The 18,531-nt window shown below is 74.4% G+C and carries 15 protein-coding genes; 8 read left to right on the plus strand and 7 right to left on the minus strand.

Annotated elements, in window-relative coordinates; all coding sequences use genetic code 11:
• Positions 1–52 precede the first annotated feature (52 nt).
• Positions 53–1,075 (plus strand): TerC family protein, encoded by a 1,023-nt coding sequence (locus tag HNR25_RS00550; RefSeq protein ID WP_184632444.1) that lies wholly within the window; start codon positions 53–55, stop codon positions 1,073–1,075.
• A gap of 133 nt (positions 1,076–1,208) precedes the next feature.
• Here HNR25_RS00550 and HNR25_RS00555 read toward each other — a convergent pair whose 3' ends face one another.
• The 4 genes from HNR25_RS00555 to HNR25_RS00570 form a co-directional block, all read right to left on the minus strand.
• Complete coding sequence (locus tag HNR25_RS00555) at positions 1,209–2,168, minus strand: D-alanine--D-alanine ligase family protein (RefSeq protein WP_184638632.1); 960 nt, start codon at positions 2,166–2,168, stop codon at positions 1,209–1,211.
• A gap of 55 nt (positions 2,169–2,223) precedes the next feature.
• The gene (locus HNR25_RS00560) at positions 2,224–3,456 is read right to left on the minus strand and encodes an aminotransferase-like domain-containing protein (protein ID WP_184638634.1); all 1,233 of its coding nucleotides are present in this window, start codon (positions 3,454–3,456) and stop codon (positions 2,224–2,226) included.
• A gap of 676 nt (positions 3,457–4,132) precedes the next feature.
• Positions 4,133–5,422, minus strand: a complete 1,290-nt coding sequence (locus tag HNR25_RS00565) for a GAF domain-containing protein (RefSeq protein WP_312862278.1) — start codon at positions 5,420–5,422, stop codon at positions 4,133–4,135.
• Positions 5,423–5,674: 252 nt separating this feature from the next.
• On the minus strand, positions 5,675–6,307 hold the full coding sequence (locus tag HNR25_RS00570; RefSeq protein WP_184632446.1) for a TetR/AcrR family transcriptional regulator: 633 nt from the start codon (positions 6,305–6,307) through the stop codon (positions 5,675–5,677).
• Between the two features lie 187 nt (positions 6,308–6,494).
• On the opposite strand from HNR25_RS00570, the gene HNR25_RS00575 reads away from it, so the two are divergent.
• The gene (locus HNR25_RS00575) at positions 6,495–7,586 is read left to right on the plus strand and encodes a zinc-binding dehydrogenase (RefSeq protein ID WP_184632448.1); all 1,092 of its coding nucleotides are present in this window, start codon (positions 6,495–6,497) and stop codon (positions 7,584–7,586) included.
• A 110-nt stretch (positions 7,587–7,696) separates the two neighbouring features.
• A complete protein-coding gene (locus HNR25_RS00580; protein ID WP_312862279.1) occupies positions 7,697–9,460 on the plus strand; it encodes a class I adenylate-forming enzyme family protein in 1,764 nt (587 codons plus the stop codon).
• A gap of 118 nt (positions 9,461–9,578) precedes the next feature.
• Here HNR25_RS00580 and HNR25_RS00585 read toward each other — a convergent pair whose 3' ends face one another.
• Together HNR25_RS00585 and HNR25_RS00590 are read right to left on the minus strand one after the other, a co-directional pair.
• A complete protein-coding gene (locus HNR25_RS00585) occupies positions 9,579–9,854 on the minus strand; it encodes a type II toxin-antitoxin system antitoxin (RefSeq protein WP_184632450.1) in 276 nt (91 codons plus the stop codon).
• Between the two features lie 17 nt (positions 9,855–9,871).
• Complete coding sequence (locus HNR25_RS00590; protein ID WP_184632452.1) at positions 9,872–10,795, minus strand: SPFH domain-containing protein; 924 nt, start codon at positions 10,793–10,795, stop codon at positions 9,872–9,874.
• Positions 10,796–10,897: 102 nt separating this feature from the next.
• On the opposite strand from HNR25_RS00590, the gene HNR25_RS00595 reads away from it, so the two are divergent.
• Both HNR25_RS00595 and HNR25_RS00600 read left to right on the plus strand, forming a co-directional pair.
• A complete protein-coding gene (locus tag HNR25_RS00595) occupies positions 10,898–11,431 on the plus strand; it encodes a PH domain-containing protein (RefSeq protein ID WP_184632454.1) in 534 nt (177 codons plus the stop codon).
• Positions 11,428–13,170 carry a PH domain-containing protein gene (locus HNR25_RS00600; RefSeq protein WP_184632456.1) on the plus strand — a complete coding sequence of 581 codons (1,743 nt, stop codon included), beginning with the start codon at positions 11,428–11,430 and terminating at the stop codon, positions 13,168–13,170. Before HNR25_RS00595 ends, HNR25_RS00600 begins: the two co-directional genes overlap by 4 nt.
• Here the strand turns inward: HNR25_RS00600 and HNR25_RS26705 are convergent.
• Positions 13,142–13,513: an STAS domain-containing protein gene (locus HNR25_RS26705; protein ID WP_184632458.1), complete on the minus strand. Its 372-nt coding sequence runs from the start codon at positions 13,511–13,513 to the stop codon at positions 13,142–13,144. The genes HNR25_RS00600 and HNR25_RS26705 overlap by 29 nt on opposite strands.
• Before the next feature lie 809 nt (positions 13,514–14,322).
• On the opposite strand from HNR25_RS26705, the gene HNR25_RS00610 reads away from it, so the two are divergent.
• The 3 genes from HNR25_RS00610 to HNR25_RS00620 all read left to right on the plus strand — a co-directional run bounded on the left by HNR25_RS00610 (position 14,323) and on the right by HNR25_RS00620 (position 18,525).
• Positions 14,323–15,519, plus strand: a complete 1,197-nt coding sequence (locus HNR25_RS00610; RefSeq protein ID WP_184632460.1) for a Gfo/Idh/MocA family protein — start codon at positions 14,323–14,325, stop codon at positions 15,517–15,519.
• A 129-nt stretch (positions 15,520–15,648) separates the two neighbouring features.
• Positions 15,649–16,575, plus strand: a complete 927-nt coding sequence (locus HNR25_RS00615) for a DUF6807 domain-containing protein (RefSeq protein ID WP_184632462.1) — start codon at positions 15,649–15,651, stop codon at positions 16,573–16,575.
• 915 nt (positions 16,576–17,490) lie between these two features.
• Positions 17,491–18,525 (plus strand): LacI family DNA-binding transcriptional regulator, encoded by a 1,035-nt coding sequence (locus HNR25_RS00620; RefSeq protein ID WP_184632464.1) that lies wholly within the window; start codon positions 17,491–17,493, stop codon positions 18,523–18,525.
• Positions 18,526–18,531: the final 6 nt, after the last annotated feature.

Genomic DNA, 18,531 nt, shown 5'->3' on the forward strand with positions numbered 1-18,531 from the left:
GCGGCGCCCGGGACCGGCTGCCCCGCGCCATCGCAACCGCTGGAGAACTCGCTTGGATATCGCACCTTGGGTCTGGGCAGCGACCATCGCCGTCCTGCTCGGCGTGATCGCGCTCGACTTCGCCATCATCACCCGCCGCCCCCATGAGCCGTCGATGCGCGAAGCCGCCGTCTGGGTCTCGGTCTACGTTTCGCTCGCGGTCCTGTTCGGGATCGGCCTGTCGGCGTTCACCGACGGCCAGGCCGTGGACTTCTTCACCGGATGGATCGTCGAATACTCGATGAGCATGGACAACCTGTTCGTGTTCATCCTCATCCTCGGCTCTTTCGCCGTCCCCCGGGAGCACCGCCAACGCGTCCTGCTGGTGGGCATCGCCCTCGCGCTGCTGTTCCGCGGGCTGTTCATCGCCGCCGGCGCCGCGGCCGTCAACACCTTCGCCGGCGTCTTCTACCTCTTCGGCGCCTTCCTGCTCTACACCGCCTGGAAGCTGGTCTCCGGCGGCGGCGAGGACGACGAGTACGAGGAGAACGCGGCCCTGAAAGCGGTCCGGCGGATCCTGCCCACGTCCGACACCTACGACGGCCACAAGCTGCTCACGCGCGTGAACGGCACGCGCATGGTGACCCCCATGCTGATGGTGATGATCGCCGTCGGCATGACCGACATCCTCTTCGCGCTGGACTCCATCCCCGCCATCTTCGGCATCACCCAGGAGCCCTACCTCGTCTTCACCGCCAACGCCTTCGCGCTGATGGGCCTGCGCCAGCTCTACTTCCTCATCGGCGGCTTGCTGAACAAGCTGGTCTACCTCAGCTACGGCCTGGCGGCGATCCTCGGCTTCATCGGAGTCAAGCTGGTCCTGCACGCCCTGCACGAGACCACCGACCTGCACGTTCCCGAGATCCCCACCATGGTTTCGCTGGTGGTGATCGTCGTGACACTGGGCGCCACCACGGTGCTGAGCCTGCTCAAGTCCCGCCGCGACGCCCGGGCCGACCAGGGCGCCGACGGACCGGAGGCGGCGGACAGGTCCGGCGGCGGTGACGACGACCTCGACGAGCGGGTCTCCCTCTGACCGGTCCCGGGCGCGGGACCGCCGCCGCGGCGGGTGCGGCATCGCCGTATCCGCCGCGGTGCCCCGCCGCGCCCGCAGGGGCGCGGCGGGTCCGTGCCGGGGTCGTGCCGGGGTCGTGCCGGGTCTGCAAGAGTCAGCCGGCGCTGCCGCGGGTCCAGGCGTTGAACGCCAGGTCGCGGCAGACGCGGGCGAAATCGAGTTCGGCGGCTTCGGCCGCCAGCGGGAACGTCGAGGTCTCGGTGAGCCCGGGAGCGACGTTGACTTCCAGGAACCGCACGCGGCCCGCGGCGTCGACGATGAGGTCGGTGCGCGAGTAGTCGCGCAACCCGAGCACACGGTGCGCGGTCAGCGCGGCGTCGGCCGCGGCGCGGGCGGCCTCCTCCGACAGGCGCGCGGGGCTGAAGAACTCGGTGCGGCCGGGGGTGTAGCGGGCGGCGTAGTCGTAGACGCCGCCGTCGGGCACGATCTCCACCGCAGGCAGGTCGACGGGGCCGTCGCCGAGGTCGACCACGCCCACAGCGACCTCGGTGCCGTCGATCCGCTCTTCGATGACCGCCTTGTCGCCGTAGGCGAAGCAGCTGACCATCGCCGCCGACAGCTCCTCGGCGGAGTCGACCGAGGTGGCCCCGAAGGCCGAGCCGCCCTGGTCGGGCTTGACGAACAGGGGCAGCCCCAGCCGGTCCACCACCCGCTCCAGCAGCGCCGGGGCGCCCAGGTCGTGGAACGCCGACTTGGGCAGCGTCACCCCGCGCGGCACCGGAACACCGTGCTGGGCCACCAGCGCTTTGGCGGCGGGTTTGGCGAAGGCGGTCCGGCATGCGGCGGGCGGCGCGCCGACGTAGGGCACACCGCTCAGCTGCAGGATCTCCGCGGTGGCGCCGTCTTCGCCGGAGGCGCCGTGCAGGACCGGGAAGACCGCCTGCGGCGGGTCGGTCCGCAGCCGCTCCAGCAGAGCCGCATCGATGTCGGCGATGTGGGCCTCCACGCCCAGGCGACGCAGCGATTCGGCCACGCGCCGCCCCGAGCGCACGCTGACCTCGTGCTCGGGCGACATGCCGCCCGCCAGTACGAGCACCCGCTCCAGATCGGCCACGGTCCTGCCTTCCTGCTGTGCTGCTGTGGGTGTCACCGGCCCGCTCCGCTGGTCGTCAGGGCAGGTCGGGGAAGGGGGATCCGTCGCCCGCTCCGGCCGGGGGCGACGTGTCGCCGAAGGTATCACGCAGCTCGGTCTCGCCCTCGATCACGCCGACGAGCCGGCGGACCCCTTCCCGGATCTGCTCGCCGGTGGGGTAGCAGAACGACAGCCGCATGCTGCGGCGGCCCTCGTCGGTGGCGTAGAAGCCGGTTCCGGGGACGTAGGCCACGCGTTCGTTGACCGCACGCGGCATCATGGCCTTGGCGTCGAGCCCTTCGGGCAGGGTCAGCCAGACGAAGAACCCGCCGTCGGGCCGGGTCCACTCGGTCCCGGCGGGCATGAGCGTGTCGAGGGCACCGAGCATGGCGTCGCGGCGCTCCCGGTACATCTCGTTGAAGTCCTTGATCTGCTCGCGCCATGCGTGGTCGGCGAGGTAGCGGCGCACGACCATCTGGTTGAAGGTGGAGTGGCTGAGCATGGCCGATTCCGCGGCCAGCACCAGCTTGGCGCGCACCGCCGGCGGAGCCAGTGCCCAGCCGATGCGGAAGCCCGGCGAGAGCGTCTTGGAGAAGGAGCCGAGGTAGATGACGCTGTCGGGCGCCTGGGCGCGCAGCGGCGCCACGGGCTCGCCGTCGTAGCGCAGCAGGCCGTAGGGATTGTCCTCCAGCACCAGCAGGCCGTAGCGCTGGCAGATCTCCAGGACGCGAGTGCGGCGTTCGGCCGCCAGGGTGACCCCGGCGGGGTTCTGGAAGTTGGGGATCGTGTAGAAGAACTTGGCCCGGCGGCCCTCGGCGGTCAGGCGCTGCAGCGCCTCCTCCAGCGCCTCGGGCACGACCCCGTCTCCGTCCATGGCGACGTGGCGGATGTCGGCCTGGAACGCGGCGAAGGTGTTGACGGCGGTGACGTAGGTGGGCGCTTCGCACAGCACCACGTCGCCGGGGTCGACGAAGACGCGGGTGACCAGGTCGAGCGCCTGCTGGGAGCCGACGGTGACGATGACGTCGTCGGCGGCGGCGTCGATGTCCTCCTCGGCCATGACCTCGCAGATGTGCTCGCGCAGTACGGGGTCGCCCTGGGCGGAGCCGTACTGCAGCGCGGTGGCGCCCTGCTCGGCGACGACCTGCTGGACGATGCGGCCGATGTCGTCCAGGGGGAGCGCGCTGACGTTGGGCATGCCGCCCGCCAGCGAGACGACCTCGGGACGGGAGGCCACGGCGAACAGCGCGCGGACCTCCGAGGCCACCATGCCCCGCGTCCGGGCTGCGTAGCTGTCGACATAAGGGTCGATGCGCGAGCCCTGGACCGAGGGCTGCCGGTGGGGTTCTCGGGGATCCTGCACGATCCACCTCCGCTGCCTGGGACGATGGTGCTGCCTGTGGCCGGTGGGACGCTTCGGCGGCGCCGCCGGTTCGCCTGATCCGCATACCGCGGTCCCGCGACACGTGTCCTGTCCGCCCGCCGCGGCACCCGGTTCGGCCGATCCCGGCCCAGTGTATGCTGGCCCGCCGCCGGTCCGCCCCGCGCCCTCCCCTGCGGAAGCACCGCGCCGCAGGACGGAGCCTTCCCGCCCACGCGGGCCGATGCGACCGCACTTACCCGATCCTGACCGGTTCGTTGCCCGCCGGCGGTCTCCGGACCTGCGGCGGCGACCCGGGCGGGCTCCCCCCACCCGCCGCAGGCCGCCGCCTTCGAAGGTCCGCCCGCGTGATCGACCCGCTACCCCCCTCAAGGCACCGGGTACGGGCGGACGTGGTCGTCGCGGCCCCGCGCCGCTGCACATCCGACTCGACCGCATCACCCCAGGCACAAGCAAAGGTTGCACGGGGTTGCATTTTAACTACGCACGGTGTTTCCAGTGTTTCGAAGCACCCGCGGGCCGGGGAGCCGGCCCGGGGACGACGCACCGAGCCGCCGCGGGCGCCTCAGCCCGGCAGCGGCGTGCCCGGCGCGGCGGCGCCGCGGGCCGCCTCGCCCCGGGCGCGCCGGATCCCGGGCGCACGCGAGGCCGGCAGCAGTTCGGCCGCGTGCTCGGGGGCGCGCACGCGCACCCGCAGGCCGTCGCCGAACCGGTAGGGGCGGCTCTCCACCACGCCGCCGAGGCGGCGGCGCAGGCGCGACATCTCCGCGCGCACGGTCACCAGCCGCTCGGCGTCGCCGAACAGCTCGCCGGCGAGCTCGGCGGCGCTGCAGCCCTGAGGACGGCGCGACAGCAGGAACAGCAGCTCGCAGTGGCGCAGGGTGGGCCGGTGTGTCCACGTCCCGCTGTGGCCGGAGACGGTCACCTGGGGCGCCGCGGCGTCGGCGAGATCCAGTACCACTTCGGTGGGCGACGGCTCCGCACCGGCACCGGGCCGCAGCAGCCACCCGCCCGGGAGGGGTTCCACGGCGCACTCCCCCAGCCCCGGCAGCCGGCTCCCCCCGCCCTGGAGGCGGCGGGGCAGCAGGACGCGGCGCGGCGGGTCCATGTGGACCGCCGTCGCCGTCCAGCCGTCGGAGTCGACCACCAGGGCCTTTTCGCCGATGCCCGACAGCAGCGGCGCGGAGACCGCGCGCAGCCGCTCCAGGTGGGCGTGGTGGCGGCCGCGCAGCTGCGATTCGGCGTGCTGGGCGACGACACTGACCAGAGCCAGGGTGGCCGGGTGCACGGTACGGGCGGGGCCGGTCAGGTTGACGGCGCCCAGAGCGCGCCCGTCGCGCGGGTCGTGTACGGGCGCGCTGGAGCAGGTGGCCTGGTGCAGCCCGCGGGCGTAGTGCTCGGCGGAGTAGACCTGAAGCGGGCGGTCCACGGCCAGCGAGGTCCCCACGGCGTTGGTGCCCGCGGCCTCCTCGCTCCAGTGCGAGCCCTCGACCAGCCCCATGGCGTCGGCCATGCGCCGCATCCGCACCGGGCCGTCGCGCCAGAGCAGGCGGCCCCTGTCGTCGGTGACGACCATGACGTGGGAGGCGTCCTCGGCGACGGGCATCAGCGCGTCGCGCAGCATGGGCAGCAGGTCGGCCAGCGGCGAGGCGCCGCGGAGGGTCTGCAGATCGTCGCGGGCCAGCACCGGGGCGGGGCGGGCGTCGTCGGGGTCGATGCGGGACCGGCGCATCCGCTCCCAGGAATCGGCGATGACCGGGCGGGGCCGGGCGGGCGGGCTGTCGCCGGCCAGGACCGCGTCGTGCACACGGCGCAGCAGCCGCGCGTAGTCCCTCGGGTCGACACCGGCAGGCACTGCGGTGTCCAGATGCGGCTGCACTATCGCGCCCCCGCTGAGCCGACGGATCCAGGACCCCTCAATCCTTGTCCCCGCGTGCGCGGGCGGCAACCGATACGCGAACAGGCGTAGCGCTTTGTGCAGCGGGAACCCCGAGTGGTCCCGAAAAGCCCGCTGCAGATCCCGGGTGTCCGCCGATTCGGCTTCGCACGCCGGGTTGCGTCGACGCCCGTCCGGCCTGGCGGGGCCGCGCCCCCGCAGGCGGAGGCGTCAGGAGGGCTGGATATCGCCGGTGGTGTAGCGATCCACCCCGACCAGGGCCAGATTGGTGACGCGGTCGATCAGGCCGTCGGGGCTCTCTTCGGGGTGCTCCAGCAGCCAATCGCTGAGCGAGTCGGCCGCGCCGATGGCGATGCGGGCGAGGATCTCGGCGTCGCGCTCGGTGACGATGCGCTCGCCGCCGCCCAGTCGGGTGCCGGCCACGACCATGCGGGTGATCTCCTCGATGACGCGGCGGCGGGCCTCGCTGACCTCCTGGGCGAAGGGCTCGCCCTGGGTACGGGCGTGCTGGTAGAGCACCGCCCAGCTGTCCCGGTTGTCGGCGACGAAGCGGAAGAACACCCGCAGGCCCGACCACAGCCCCAGTTCCGGGGGCTCGTCGGCGTGCACCGCTGCACGCACCGCCTCGACCACGCGGTCGGCCTCGCGGTGGATGCAGGCGGTGAACAGCCGCTCCTTGGATCCCAGGTAGATGTAGACCATCGGTTTGGAGATGCCCGCCGCCTCGGCGATCTCCTCGACGCTGGCCGTGTGGTAGCCGGAGCGGGAGAAGACCCGCACCGCGGCGTCGATCATCTGGCGCTCGCGCACTTCGCGCGGCAGGCGCTGCTGTTTGGTGGCCACGCCCCGACCCTATCGAGCGGACCGGTCCCGCCGCCGCGGGACCGGGCGACCGGAATCCGCCCTCCGACGGGCGATCCGAGCGTCCCCGGCACCGTCCGGGCGGTCCTTACCCCACTAGTAAACCGACTAGTCGGTCTTATAAGGTCGCGGTACTTCGAAGTAACCGGGATCACATGAAGGGCCCCACATGAGCACCACCGTCAGTGCCGCCGTCGTCGCCGGGGTCGACGAGCCGCCGAAGATCGAGCGCATCACCCTCAACGAGCCCGGACCGGGGCAGGTGCGGGTGCGGCTGGCCGCAGCGGGCGTGTGCCACTCCGATCTGTCGCTGGCCCAGGGCGTCCTGCCGCAGAAGCTGCCCGCCGTACTCGGCCACGAAGGCGCCGGCACCGTGGAGGCCGTCGGCCCCGGCGTCACCGGGCTGGAGCCCGGCGCCTCCGTCGTCCTCAACTGGACACCGCCCTGCCGCGCATGCTGGTACTGCGACAACGGCGAGCCCTACCTGTGCGAGCACGGGATGGACGCAGCCCAGCAGGCCTACGGCAAGCGCGCCGACGGCACCGCGGTCTATCCGGGGCTGGGCACAGCGGCCTTCGCCGAGGCCACGGTCGTCCCGGTCAACGGTGTGGTTCCCATGCCCGAGGGCGTCGACGCCGCGACCGCGGCCCTGCTGGGCTGCGCCGTGCTGACCGGCTGGGGCGCGGTCACCAACACCGCCGGCGTGCGCGCGGGCCAGTCGGCGGCCGTGATCGGCCTGGGAGGCGTGGGCCTCGCTGCGCTGCAGGCCGCCGCCCTCGCCGGAGCCGACCCCGTCATCGCCGTCGACGCCTCCCCCGGCAAGCGCGACCTCGCCCTCGCCCTGGGCGCCACCCACTTCGTGCAGGCCGGATCCGAGCTCGCCGGCGAGGTGCGCGCACTGACCGGCGGACGCGGCGTCGACCACGCCTTCGAGGTCGTGGGCTCCAGTACGACCATCCGCGCGGCCTGGGACATCAGCCGGCGCGGCGGCGGGGTGACGGTGGTGGGCGCCGGCGCCCTCGGCGACAGCGTCTCCTTCAGCGCTCTGGAGATCTTCCACCAGGCGCGCACCCTGCGCGGGTGCTTCTACGGCTCCTGCGACCCCGACCGCGACGTCCCTCTGGTCGCCGACCACGTCCGCGGCGGCGGCCTGGACCTGGCGACGATGGTCACCGACGAAGTCGGCCTCGACGAGCTGCCCGAGGCCTTCCAGCGGATGCGCGACGGCCGCGGCGGGCGTTCGCTGATCCGGTTCGACTGAGCAGGGCCGTCCGCCGCACGGGGCGGGCCCGTGCGCGTGCCGCCCGCTCCGCGCTCCCGCCTGCTCCCGTTTTTCCGAGGATCCGCCGCAGCCGACCGTGGGGAGTTCCCGTGGAAGAGCAGTCGTCCGAACCCGAGATCGCCCGCCCGACGCGCTCGCTCGCGGCGGTTACCGCGCAGCTGCTGGTCAGCGGCGGCCCCTTCGAGATGGAAACGGCCGAGGTCGGCGGCGTCGCCACCCGCGTGTGGAAGCACGCGCCGCCGCATATGCGCGCCGTCATCGAGTCGAGCCTGGAGCACGGTGAGGCGACGGCGCTGGTCTACGGTGACGAGCGCCTCACCCATTCCGCGTTCTACCGGAGCACCGCCGCCCTGGCGCGCCGCCTGATCGACGACTACGGCGTGGCCAAGGGCGACCGGGTGGCGATCGCGATGCGCAACTATCCGGAATGGGTGATCGCCTACTTCGCCGCGACCGCCATCGGTGCGATCGCCGTTCCCCTCAACTCCTGGTGGAGCGGGCCGGAGCTCGAATTCGGCCTCACCGACAGCGGGGCCGCGGTGCTGGTGGCCGACCGGGAGCGCATCGAGCGGCTGGGCGGAGCACTGGAACGGCTGGAGCTGCCGCTGATCGGGGTGCGCACCGAGGAGCTGCCCGAGGGCGCACGCTCCTGGGACGCCGTGCTGGGCACGGTCGCCTGCGACCAGCGCCTGCCCGAGGCCGAGCCCGCCCCCGACGATCCGTGCACGCTGTTCTACACCTCGGGCACCACCGGCCGTCCCAAGGCGGCGGTGGGCTCGCACCGCAACCTGGCCACCAACATCGTCTCCGGCTCCTACTCGCGGTTCCGCTCGCTGATGCGGCTCGGGCTGGAGATGGAGGAGGTCCAGGCCTACGTCGACGGAATGGGCCCCTCGGTCGTGCTGTGCGTCCTGCCGCTGTTCCACGCCACCGGCGCGCAGACGGTCATGCTGCCCACGCTCGCCAACGGCGGGACGCTGGTGCTGATGTACAAGTGGGACCCCGAGGAGGCGATGCGGCTGGTCGAGCGCGAGCGGGTCAGCGCGATCACCGCGGTGCCGTCGATGATCGCGCAGATGACCGCTTCGCCCCGGCTGGGCGACTACGACCTCTCCAGCCTGATGATGCTGGCCTCGGGCGGCGCGCCGGCCGCGCCCGCGCTGGTCTCGCGCACCCGCCGCAGCATGCACGAGATGCTGCTGGGGCAGGGATACGGGCTCACCGAATGCTCGGCGACGGCGACCACCAACGGCGGCAGCGACTACCTGCTGCGGCCCGACAGCGCCGGGCTGCCGGTGGCCACGGTCGACATCGCGATCTTCGACGCCGCCGAGCAGGAGCTGCCGCCGGGCGAGATCGGCGAGGTCTGGATCCGGGGCCCGGGCGTGGTGCACGGCTACTGGCAGCGCCCCCAGGCGACGGCGGCCGCTTTCAGCGGCGGCTGGCTGCGGACCGGCGATCTGGGGCGGCTGGACGACGAGGGATTCCTCTACATCGTCGACCGCGTTACCGACATGATCATCCGCGGCGGCGAGAACGTCTACTGCGCCGAGGTGGAGGCCGCCGTCCACGAGCACCCCGCGGTGGCAGAGGTGGCGGTGGTCGGGATCCCCGACGAGGTCATGGGCGAGGAGGTGGGTGCGGTGGTGCGCCTGCTCCCCGGTCGCGAGCTGACCGGCCAGGAGCTGGCGGAGTTCCTCGAACCGCACCTCGCGGGGTTCAAGATCCCCTCCCGCGTGCACGTGGTGACCGGGGAGCTGCCGCGCAACGCCGCGGGCAAGCTGCTCAAGAAGCACCTGAAGCGCGAGTACGGCTGGAGCGCGGACGAGGAGGGCCCGGCGGGCGTGCCCTGACGGCCCGGCACGCCGGGCTCGCCCAGCCCCTCCTGCGCCACCGCGACGCCCCACCGCCCGTACCGGCCGGCCTCCGCCTCGGCACGGTGCGGCGACGCGGCCGGCGGGGCCGGGCCGGTCAGGCGGTGCCGTCCGGGCCGGTGCCGTCCGGGCCGTCTCCGGACGCGCCGTCGCCGTCCTGCCCGCCGCCGTCGTCGCGGATCCGCTTGCGCGGTCGGCCGCGGCGGGGAATGCCCGCGGTGTCGCCGGGCAGCCGGCCCGCGTCGGCCAGCGCGCGGCGCAGCAGGAACTCGATCTGGGCGTTGGTGCTGCGCAGCTCGTCGCCGGCCCAGCGGGCAAGCGCGTCGTGCACGGCCGGATCCAGCCGCAGCAGGATCTTCTTGCGCTCAGCCACGGTGCTCCAGGTCTCGGCTACTGGTAGAGGGAACCGGCGTTGACCACCGGGCTCGCCGGCCGGTCCGAGCACAGCACCACGAGCAGGTTGCTCACCATCGTCGCCTTGCGCTCCTCGTCCAACTCCACCACCTCGCGCTCGGCCAGGCGGTCCAGAGCCGCGTCGACCATACCCACCGCCCCCTCCACGATCTGGCGGCGTGCGGCGACGACGGCGCCGGCCTGCTGGCGCTGCAGCATGGCCTGGGCGATCTCCTGAGCGTAGGCCAGGTGGGTGATGCGCGACTCGGCGATGCGCACGCCCGCCGACTCCACGCGCTCGGCGATCTCCGCCGACAGGCGCTCGGTGATCTCCTCGGCGTTGTCGCGCAGGGTCATGACCTGTTCGGCCGGGGCGTCGTAGGGATAGTTGTTGGCGATGTGCCGCACGGCCGTCTCGGTCTGGATGGACACGAACTCCACGAAGTCGTCGACCTCGAAGACCGCCCGCGCGGTGTCCTCGACCTGCCAGACCACCACGGCGGCGATCTCGATGGGGCTTCCGCCGGAGTCGTTGACCTTCAGCACCGACGTCTCGTGGTTGCGGATGCGGGTGGAGACCTGCCGGCGCGTGGTCAGGGGGTTGACCCAGCGCAAGCCGTCCGCGTGCACCGTGCCGACGTAGCGGCCCAGGAACTGCAGGACGCGGGCCCGGTTGGGCGCGACCACGGTGAGCCCGGCGGCGGCCACCACCGCGGCGGCGGCCGGGACGGCTCCGGCCGCGATCAGCGGCCCCGACCCGGAGTCGGCTCCCGCCACGATCGCGGCCGCCGCCGCGAGCAGAACGAGCAGGCAGGCGCCCGCGACGGGCAGGCCGGGCAGCTGCAGCGCGAGGCGCTCCCGGTACTTGGGCGCGGGCATCCGGATACCGGCACCCGGTGCGGGGGATTCGGACGGCGTCATGGGGCGGGATCCCCTTTCCTTCGATCGATGATTGCTTCATCATAGCATTGTGATATCACTTTCCACGTCGCATCGTCCCGACCACGAGAGGGGATCCGGGTCATGACACTCACCCGATCCGCCCCGTCCGCACCCGTCCTGCGGCCTCCTCGCCACCGCGTCGCGCGCCGCGCCGTCGCCTGGTGGAGCGCCCGCATTCTGACGCTGACCGCCGCCGGCGCGGCCACTCCGGCGCTCGCCGCCCTGATCGTTCCCGCAACCGGAAACCCGCCTCCGGTGCTGGCCGCCGCCCTGGTGTGGGCGGCGGCCGCGGCCGGCGCGGCGGGACTGGCGGCCGCAGCGGTGGTGCCCCTATGGCGCTTCCGCGTGCACCGCTGGGAGGTCGCCGACACCGCCGTCTACACCGCATCCGGCTGGCTCTGGCAGGAATGGCGGGTGGCGCCCATGTCGCGCATCCAGACCGTGGACACCCACCGCGGCCCGCTGCAGCGGCTCTTCGGACTCGCCGACGTCGTGGTCACCACCGCCTCGGCCGCCGGGCCCATCTCCATCGTCGGCATCGGCGCCGCGCAGGCCGAGCGCGCGGCCGCCGAACTGACCGAGGCCGCCCGCGTTTCGGAAGGCGACGCGACATGAGCGCGCATGCACCGGTTCCGGGAGCCGACACCGATTCCGCTCCCGATTCCGCTCCCGATTCCGATTTCGGCTCCGGCTCCGGCTGGCGGCGGCTGAGCCCGCTCACCGTCTGGGCGTGGGCGCTGGGGCTGGGCGCGGTCGCCGTCCCCGGCTCGGCCGCGGGCACCGTCCTCGTGCGCCTGGGCGGCGGGTCCTGGCTCTGGGTGGCGCTGATCGTACTCGGCGCCGCCGCCGGCACAGCCCTACCCACGGCGGTCGCGGCGCTGCGCTGGAGTCGGACCCGCTACCGGATCTCCGGCCGGCGCCTGGAGATCCGCACCGGCGTCGCGGCGGTTTCGTACCGCTCGGTGCCCCGCGAGCGCATCCGCAGCGTCGACGTGGCCGTGCCGCTGTGGATGCGGCCGCTGGGACTGTGCGCCCTCAGTATCGGCACGGCCGAGCAGGCCGGCTCCGGAGGCGCGCAGATCCGGCTCAGCGCCGTCCGGCGCGACGAGGGCGAGCGGCTGCGCGCACGACTGCTGCTGCGGGATCCGGCGGATCCGGCGCAGGCGCCCGCCGGATCCGCCGGCGACGGCCGCTCCGGCGCGGGAACCGCGCGCGAGCTGGTGCGGCTGCGGCCGGTGTGGCTGGGCTATGCCCCGGTTTCGGCCGCCGCGCCCGCGCTGGGCGCCGCCGCCGTCGGCGCCGCCTTCAACGTGCTGAGCCTCGCCGGCCGCGACCGGGCCGACGCCGCCGTGGCCGCCGTATACGGCCAGGTCCTCGACCGGCCGCTGCTCCTGCTGCCCGGCGTCGCCGCGGCACTGCTGGTCGGTGCGGCCGCGGCCGCCGCCGTGCAGGCCGAGGCGTGGTGGGGCTACCGCGTGGACCGCGAGCCCGACGGCACCCTGCGGCTGCAGCGCGGCCTGGTCACCACCACCTCGCTGTCGCTGGAAGAGCGGCGGCTGCGCGGCGTCGAACTGCGCCGGGCGCTGCCCCAGCGCTGGTTCGGCGCGGCACGGGTCCGGGCCGTGGCGACGGGACTGGCCGCCGAAGGCGGGCGCGGCGATCCGGTGCCGCGCAACGCGCTCTCGCCGGATCTGCCGCACCGGCGCGCACTCGCGCTCAGCGCCGCGGTGGTGGGCGAGTCCGAGTCGCCCGCCGCCGCGCCGCTGCGGAGCCACCCCCGGGCGGCCCTGCGCCGGCGCGTCGTCCGCGCCCTGGCGGGCACGGCGGTCGCGGCCGCCGCGGGTGCGGGCCTGGCGCCGGCGGCGCAGTGGGCCCTGGCGCAGACGCCCGCCGGCATGCGGGCGCTGGCCGAAGCCGACACGGCGACGGCACTGGCGGCCGGCGCATCGGCCGGCGCGCTGGCGGTCGGGCCGCCGCTGGCCGGCTGGGCGGTATCGGCCTACCGCGGGCTCGGACACACGGTGCTGCCGGGCTACCTGGTCACCCGCACCGGCGCGTTCGTGCGCACGACGGTGGCGCTGCGGCGCGAGGGGATCATCGGCTGGCGCATCTCCCGCTCGCCGTTCCAGCGCAGGGCGGGGCTGGCGACGGTGACCGCGACCACCGCGGCGGGGCCGGGGCGCTTCTCCGTGCCCGACGTCGCACTCGGTACGGGCCTGCGGCTCGCGGACGCGTCGGTGCCGGGCCTGCTGGGCCGGTTCCTGGTCCGCCCCGCCGCCGAGCGGTTCACCGGCGTCGGCGCGGCCGGTTCCGGCCGCGGCGCCGTCAGCGCCGGGCCGCCGAACGGGCGGTGAACGGCACCTGGGCCTGCGGCAGGACGGTGAAGCAACCTGCCAGGCCCAACGCCTCCAGCGTGCGGAGAACGGCGGGGGACGGCCCGCCCAGTGCCATCCGCACACCGCGCGCGTCGAGGCGCCGGCGCACCGCCATCAGCGCGCGAACGCCGCTCGCGTCGAAGAATCCGACCCCGGAGAGGTCGGCGACCAGCAGCGCGGTGCGCCGCTCCTCCCCCGCCGCGGCGAGCATCCGGTCGCGCATGTCGTCGGCCGTCGCGATATCGATCTCGCCCCGGACCGCGACGACCGCCGTATCCTGGTGATCGAACCGCGGGCCGCTTACTCCGGTCTGTCCGGGCACACCGTTCCGCCTCTCACTCGCCTGTCCGAATTCCCTGCCCCCGGGAGCATGATCGTATCGGTTGCCGGCCGTCTCCGCCCTCCTCCGAGAGTCCCGGGATCCACCGGTTCGCGGGCGATCGGGCGTTCTCCGGGGCCACCCGCCGAGCACGCCGCCGGGCGTGCCGAACAGGAACCGGCATCGGGAGGGTCTGGGCCGACCGGAAGTACACGGGCGGGACGCGCGGGAACGACGCGGCCGTGCTGCGGAATGCCGATTGCCGGGTGACCCGGTGGCGGCCGGCAGCCGGGTGCCCGGCGCGGGCGCCGGGCACCGTTGACATCGAACGGCGGGCTGCCTAGATTGATCTGGCAAGCGCTTTCCAAGGGTGCTGCAGGACTGCCGCCGACCGAAGGAGGTCGTGGACTCGCACCGCTCGCCGCCTTCTCCGCGGCCCTCCTCCACACGTCGGCCGCGTCCACCCCCGGCCCGGACCGGAACCGTTCGCGAAGGCAGGCCCGTGGACGTCCTCCCCTTGTGGGGAGGGACCCCGGCGGTCGCCCGCCGAGGAGGACCGCTTCGTCGCCGACCGCCCGGTCCGAGAGGACTCCTGTCGGGATCCGACACCCGAGCCCGCCCGCACCTGCCCGCTTCGGCGGCCCGCGTAGCGCGCACGCCCCTCCGCGCCGAACCGCCCCCGGACACGGTCGTCGCGGGCACGGCCGCACCCTCGGACCGGCCCCCGTTCCAGCCATCGTGCACGCCTCGACCAGGAAGGAGAGGGCGCCTCGCTCCCGCGTGAAGGCGGGGCCGGCGCGCCCGACATCCCGATGAGTGAATCCCCCGTTCCGGTCGTACTCGCCGGCGCCCACGGGCACGGGCGTTCGCACCTGCGCAATGTCGGGGCGCTCGCCGAAGAGGGACTGGTCCGGCTGGTCGGAGTGTGCGACCGGGTCCCGCTTCCGGAGTCCGAGCTTCCCGCCCGCTCCGGGGTCGAGCAGGGCGCCGACCTCGGCGCGCTACTGCGGCGCACCGGGGCCGCCGTCACGATCCTGTGCACTCCGATCCACACGCATCTCCCCCTCGCCCGCACGGCGCTGGAGGCGGGCTCGCACCTGCTGCTGGAGAAACCGCCCACCGCCACGGCCGGCGAATTCCACGCCCTGCGCGAGGCCGCAGCCGCCGCAGGCCCCGCCTGCCAGATCGGATTCCAGAGCCTCGGCTCGGCCGCCATCGCTGCGGTGCGGTCCCTGATCGCCGACGGGGCCGTCGGCACGGTCCGCGGCATCGGGGGCGCGGGAACGTGGGTGCGCACCTCGCAGTACTACGACCGCGCCGAATGGGCGGGCCGGCGCACCCTCGGCGGCGTCGACGTCGTCGACGGCGCGCTGACCAACCCGTTCGCGCACGCGGTGGCCACTGCATTGGCCCTGGCCGGCGTGCAGCGCAGGACCGCCGACGGCATCGAACTGGAGCTCTTCCGCGCCCACGGCATCGAAAGCGACGACACCTCGTGCCTGCGCCTGCACACCCCCGACGGGATGCCGATCAGCATCGCGGTCACCCTCTGCGCGGCGGTCCACCGCCCGCCGCGGCTGATCGTCCACGGCGACGCCGGACGCATCACGCTGTTCTACACCCGCGACGAGGTCCTGCTGGAGCGCCCCGGCGCGGAGCCCGAGACGACCGTCCACCCGCGCACCGACCTGCTGCGCAACCTGATCGACCACGTACGCGGCGAGGCCGAGCTGCTGGTTCCGCCCGAGGAGACCACCGGTTTCACGGCGGTGCTCGACGCCGTGCGCCGAGCGCCCGACCCGTTGCCGATCCCCGCCGGAATGCAGCTCGTGAGCAGCGAGGACGACGGTGTGCATCGAGTGGTGGAGGGAATCGACGATCTGATCGCACGCAGCGCCGAGCGGATGGCGCTCTTCTCCGAACTGGCGGCTCCCTGGGCGGTGCCCGGCCCGACCGGGACGGGAGCCCGCCCCGAAGCGGTCTCCGATCGCGGCGGCGGCACGGGCTGACGCCGCCGACCGCGTATCCGGGGCACGGCAGCGGCCCCGCCCCGGGCGGCGGCCGGAACGAGCGGGCCGACGGCCCGCGGCCCCGACGACACAGCGGCGCAACACGGCGGAAAGGACGGGTGCAGCCCTATGGCGGCAGGAGATGCGGACGGCGGCCGGGCCGGGAGCGGACACGGCGAAGGCGCAGCGGTGCTGCGGTGCCGGGGATCGGTGGTCGCCGAGTGGAACAGCGGCGCCGGCGTCGATCCGCAGCTGTCGCCCCGCCCCTACCTCCACCCGGTGCGCACCCCGGCGGGCACCACCGTCACCGAGGTCCGTCCCGACGACCACCTGCACCACCTGGGCGTCGGCGTGACCGTGCCCGACGTCAACGGCAGCAGCTTCTGGGGCGGCACCACCTTCGTCCGCGACCGCGGTCCGGTGCTGCTGGACAACCACGGGCGCCAGGAGCACCGCGGCTGGGACGCGGCCGCCGACGACCGGTCGGTCGAGCGGATCGCCTGGGTCGGGCGCGACGGTACCGAACTGCTCGGCGAGGTCCGCGAGACCGCCGCATGGGAGGTGGACGCGCACACGTGGGCGCTGGATCTGCACACGCGGCTGGTCGCCGGCGAGCGCGACCTGGAGGTCAACAGCCCGGCGACCAAGGGCCGCCCCGGGGCCGGCTACGGCGGGTTCTTCTGGCGCGCTCCGCGCCACGCCCGTCCGCCGCGGGTACTCGGTCCCGGTGCCGAGGGCGAGGACGCGCTGCACGGCTCGCGCGCCCCTTGGCTGGCGCTGCAGGGCACCTCCGACTCCGAGCAGCGGTGGAGCCTGGTGTTCGCCGCAGCGGGCCCGGTGGCGGACCCGTGGTTCGTGCGCGCCGGTGAGTACCCGGGCGTGGGCGGCTCGCTGGCCTGGCGCGATCCGCTGCACGTGGCGGCGCGCTCGGCGGTGGAGCGCCGCGTCCTCACCCTGGTCGCCGACGGCCATCCCTCCCCCGATCGCCTGGCCGGTCTGGTCGCGACCGCCCGCGACCGCCTGGGCGCGCCCGCTCCGGAGCGCTCCGCGGCGTGACGCCCGCGGGCCGGTTCCCCGCCTCGGCGCACCCGGGCGGGTCGGGCGGCGCACGTGCGCCGAGCGGGTCGACGTCCGCTCCCCGGCCGCGAAGCCGGGGATTCCTACGGCGGTCGGGTGACCGCTTCGGCGGTTTCCCGCTTCGTCGCGCCGCAGGCACCCGGACCTGAGGCCGTCCGGGTGCGGCGGGGTCCACTGGCGGCGCCCGCCGTCTGCTGCTCTCCTACGACGCGCGAAACTCAATGGCAAGCGCTTTCCAGTGGAGGAGGCGCACCCGGAAGCGCACGCGGCCGCGCGGGTCCGCACCGCACGCGCCCGACGACGCGAACAGGACGGCCATGCGCATCCCCGCCACCGGTGGCACGGGCCGAATCGGCCGCCGCGCGGGCGCGGCACCGACGGCCCGCTGCCATGACGCCCCTCGGCCGACCCGCCTCCCGCGGCTTCGGACGGCGGTGCCGGCTCCCCTACGGCAGTCCTGCCCGACGAGGCCGCGCGCGAGGATCCGTTCGCCCCGCTGCGCCCCGATCCCGCCCGCAGGGGCGGCGTCGACCACGCGCCCCCGTGGACGCCCTTGCGCCGGAACCGTCGGCCGAACCGGCGCCCCGCCTCCTCGGGCACCGCCGAAGCCGCGGCCGGTCCCGCCGGTCGGCATGGGCGTTCAGCCCCGCACCCGCCGCCGACCGGCTAGGCTGGCGCCCGCAGCGGATCCGGCGCGACGAACCACTGGAAGCGGTTTCCAGCGGGGGCCAGGGCACGGTCGGCGCGGCCGCCCCGCCCGCCCGGCGCACTCTCCTCAGCGTGTCGGGGTGCACCGCGCCGCGCCGCGGATGCGGCTGGTAACGGGGGTTGCGCGCACGCGTAGGATCGGACTGCGGAAAAAGTTTTCCCGCAGTCGGGGCGAAAGGTGAAGCCGTGGGCAGCGGATACGTGACATTGGATCAGGTCGCCCGGCACGCCGGCGTCTCCCTGGCCACCGCCTCGCGCGTCCTCAACGGCAGCACCCGCCAGGTAGGGCGCACCCTGCACGAGCGCGTCACGGCCAGCGCCCGCGAGCTGGGCTACCTCGCCAACGCCTCGGCCCAGACCCTGGCCCGCAACACCAGCTCACTGGTCGGACTCATCGTCCACGACATCGCCGACCCCTATTTCTCCAGCATCGCCTCCGGTGTCACCCGCACGGCCGAGGACGAAGGACTGGTCGTCGTGCTGGGCACCACCGGCCGCACCCCGCAGCGCGAACTGGAACTGCTCGCCACGCTGCGCTCGCACCGCGCCCGCGCGGTCGTGCTGGCGGGCAGCCGCACCATCGAAGAGGAGACCACCCGGCGGCTGGCCGACGAGATCGCCGCCCTCGGGGCCCGCGGGGGCCGCATCGCCTGCGTCTCCCAGGAGGGCCTGCCCGCCGACACCGTGGTGCCCAGCAACCGCGACGGCGCCGCCGAACTCGCCCGGCACCTGATCGGGCTGGGGCACCGCCGCTTCGCACTCCTGGCCGGACCCAACAACCTGCGCACCGCCCGCGACCGGCTCGACGGCTTCCACGCGGCGCTGTCGGCGGCAGGCATCGAACCGGACCCGCGCAACGTCGTGCACGGCGCCTTCACCCGCGACGGCGGCTACGAATCCACCCGCCGCCTGCTGTCCGCCGATACCGACGCCACCTGCCTGTTCGCCGTCAACGACGTCATGGCCACCGGCGCCGTCGCGGCGCTGCGCGACGGAGGGCTGGAGGTTCCCCGGGACATGTCGGTGGCCGGCTTCGACGACATCCCCACCCTGCGCGACCTCACCCCCGGCCTGACGACGGTGCGCCTGCCGCTGGAATGGATGGGCGAAGAGGCCGCCCGCCTGGCCCTGGACGACGACGAGAACACCGAGCCGCGCACGGTGCCGGTCTCGGGCGAGGTCGTCGTGCGCGAGAGCACGGCCCCGCCCGCCCGCTCCTGAGCGGCG

Origin of the sequence: Streptomonospora salina (assembly GCF_014204715.1) — a bacterium.
In the GTDB taxonomy this organism is placed as follows: Bacteria; Actinomycetota; Actinomycetes; order Streptosporangiales; family Streptosporangiaceae; genus Streptomonospora; species Streptomonospora salina.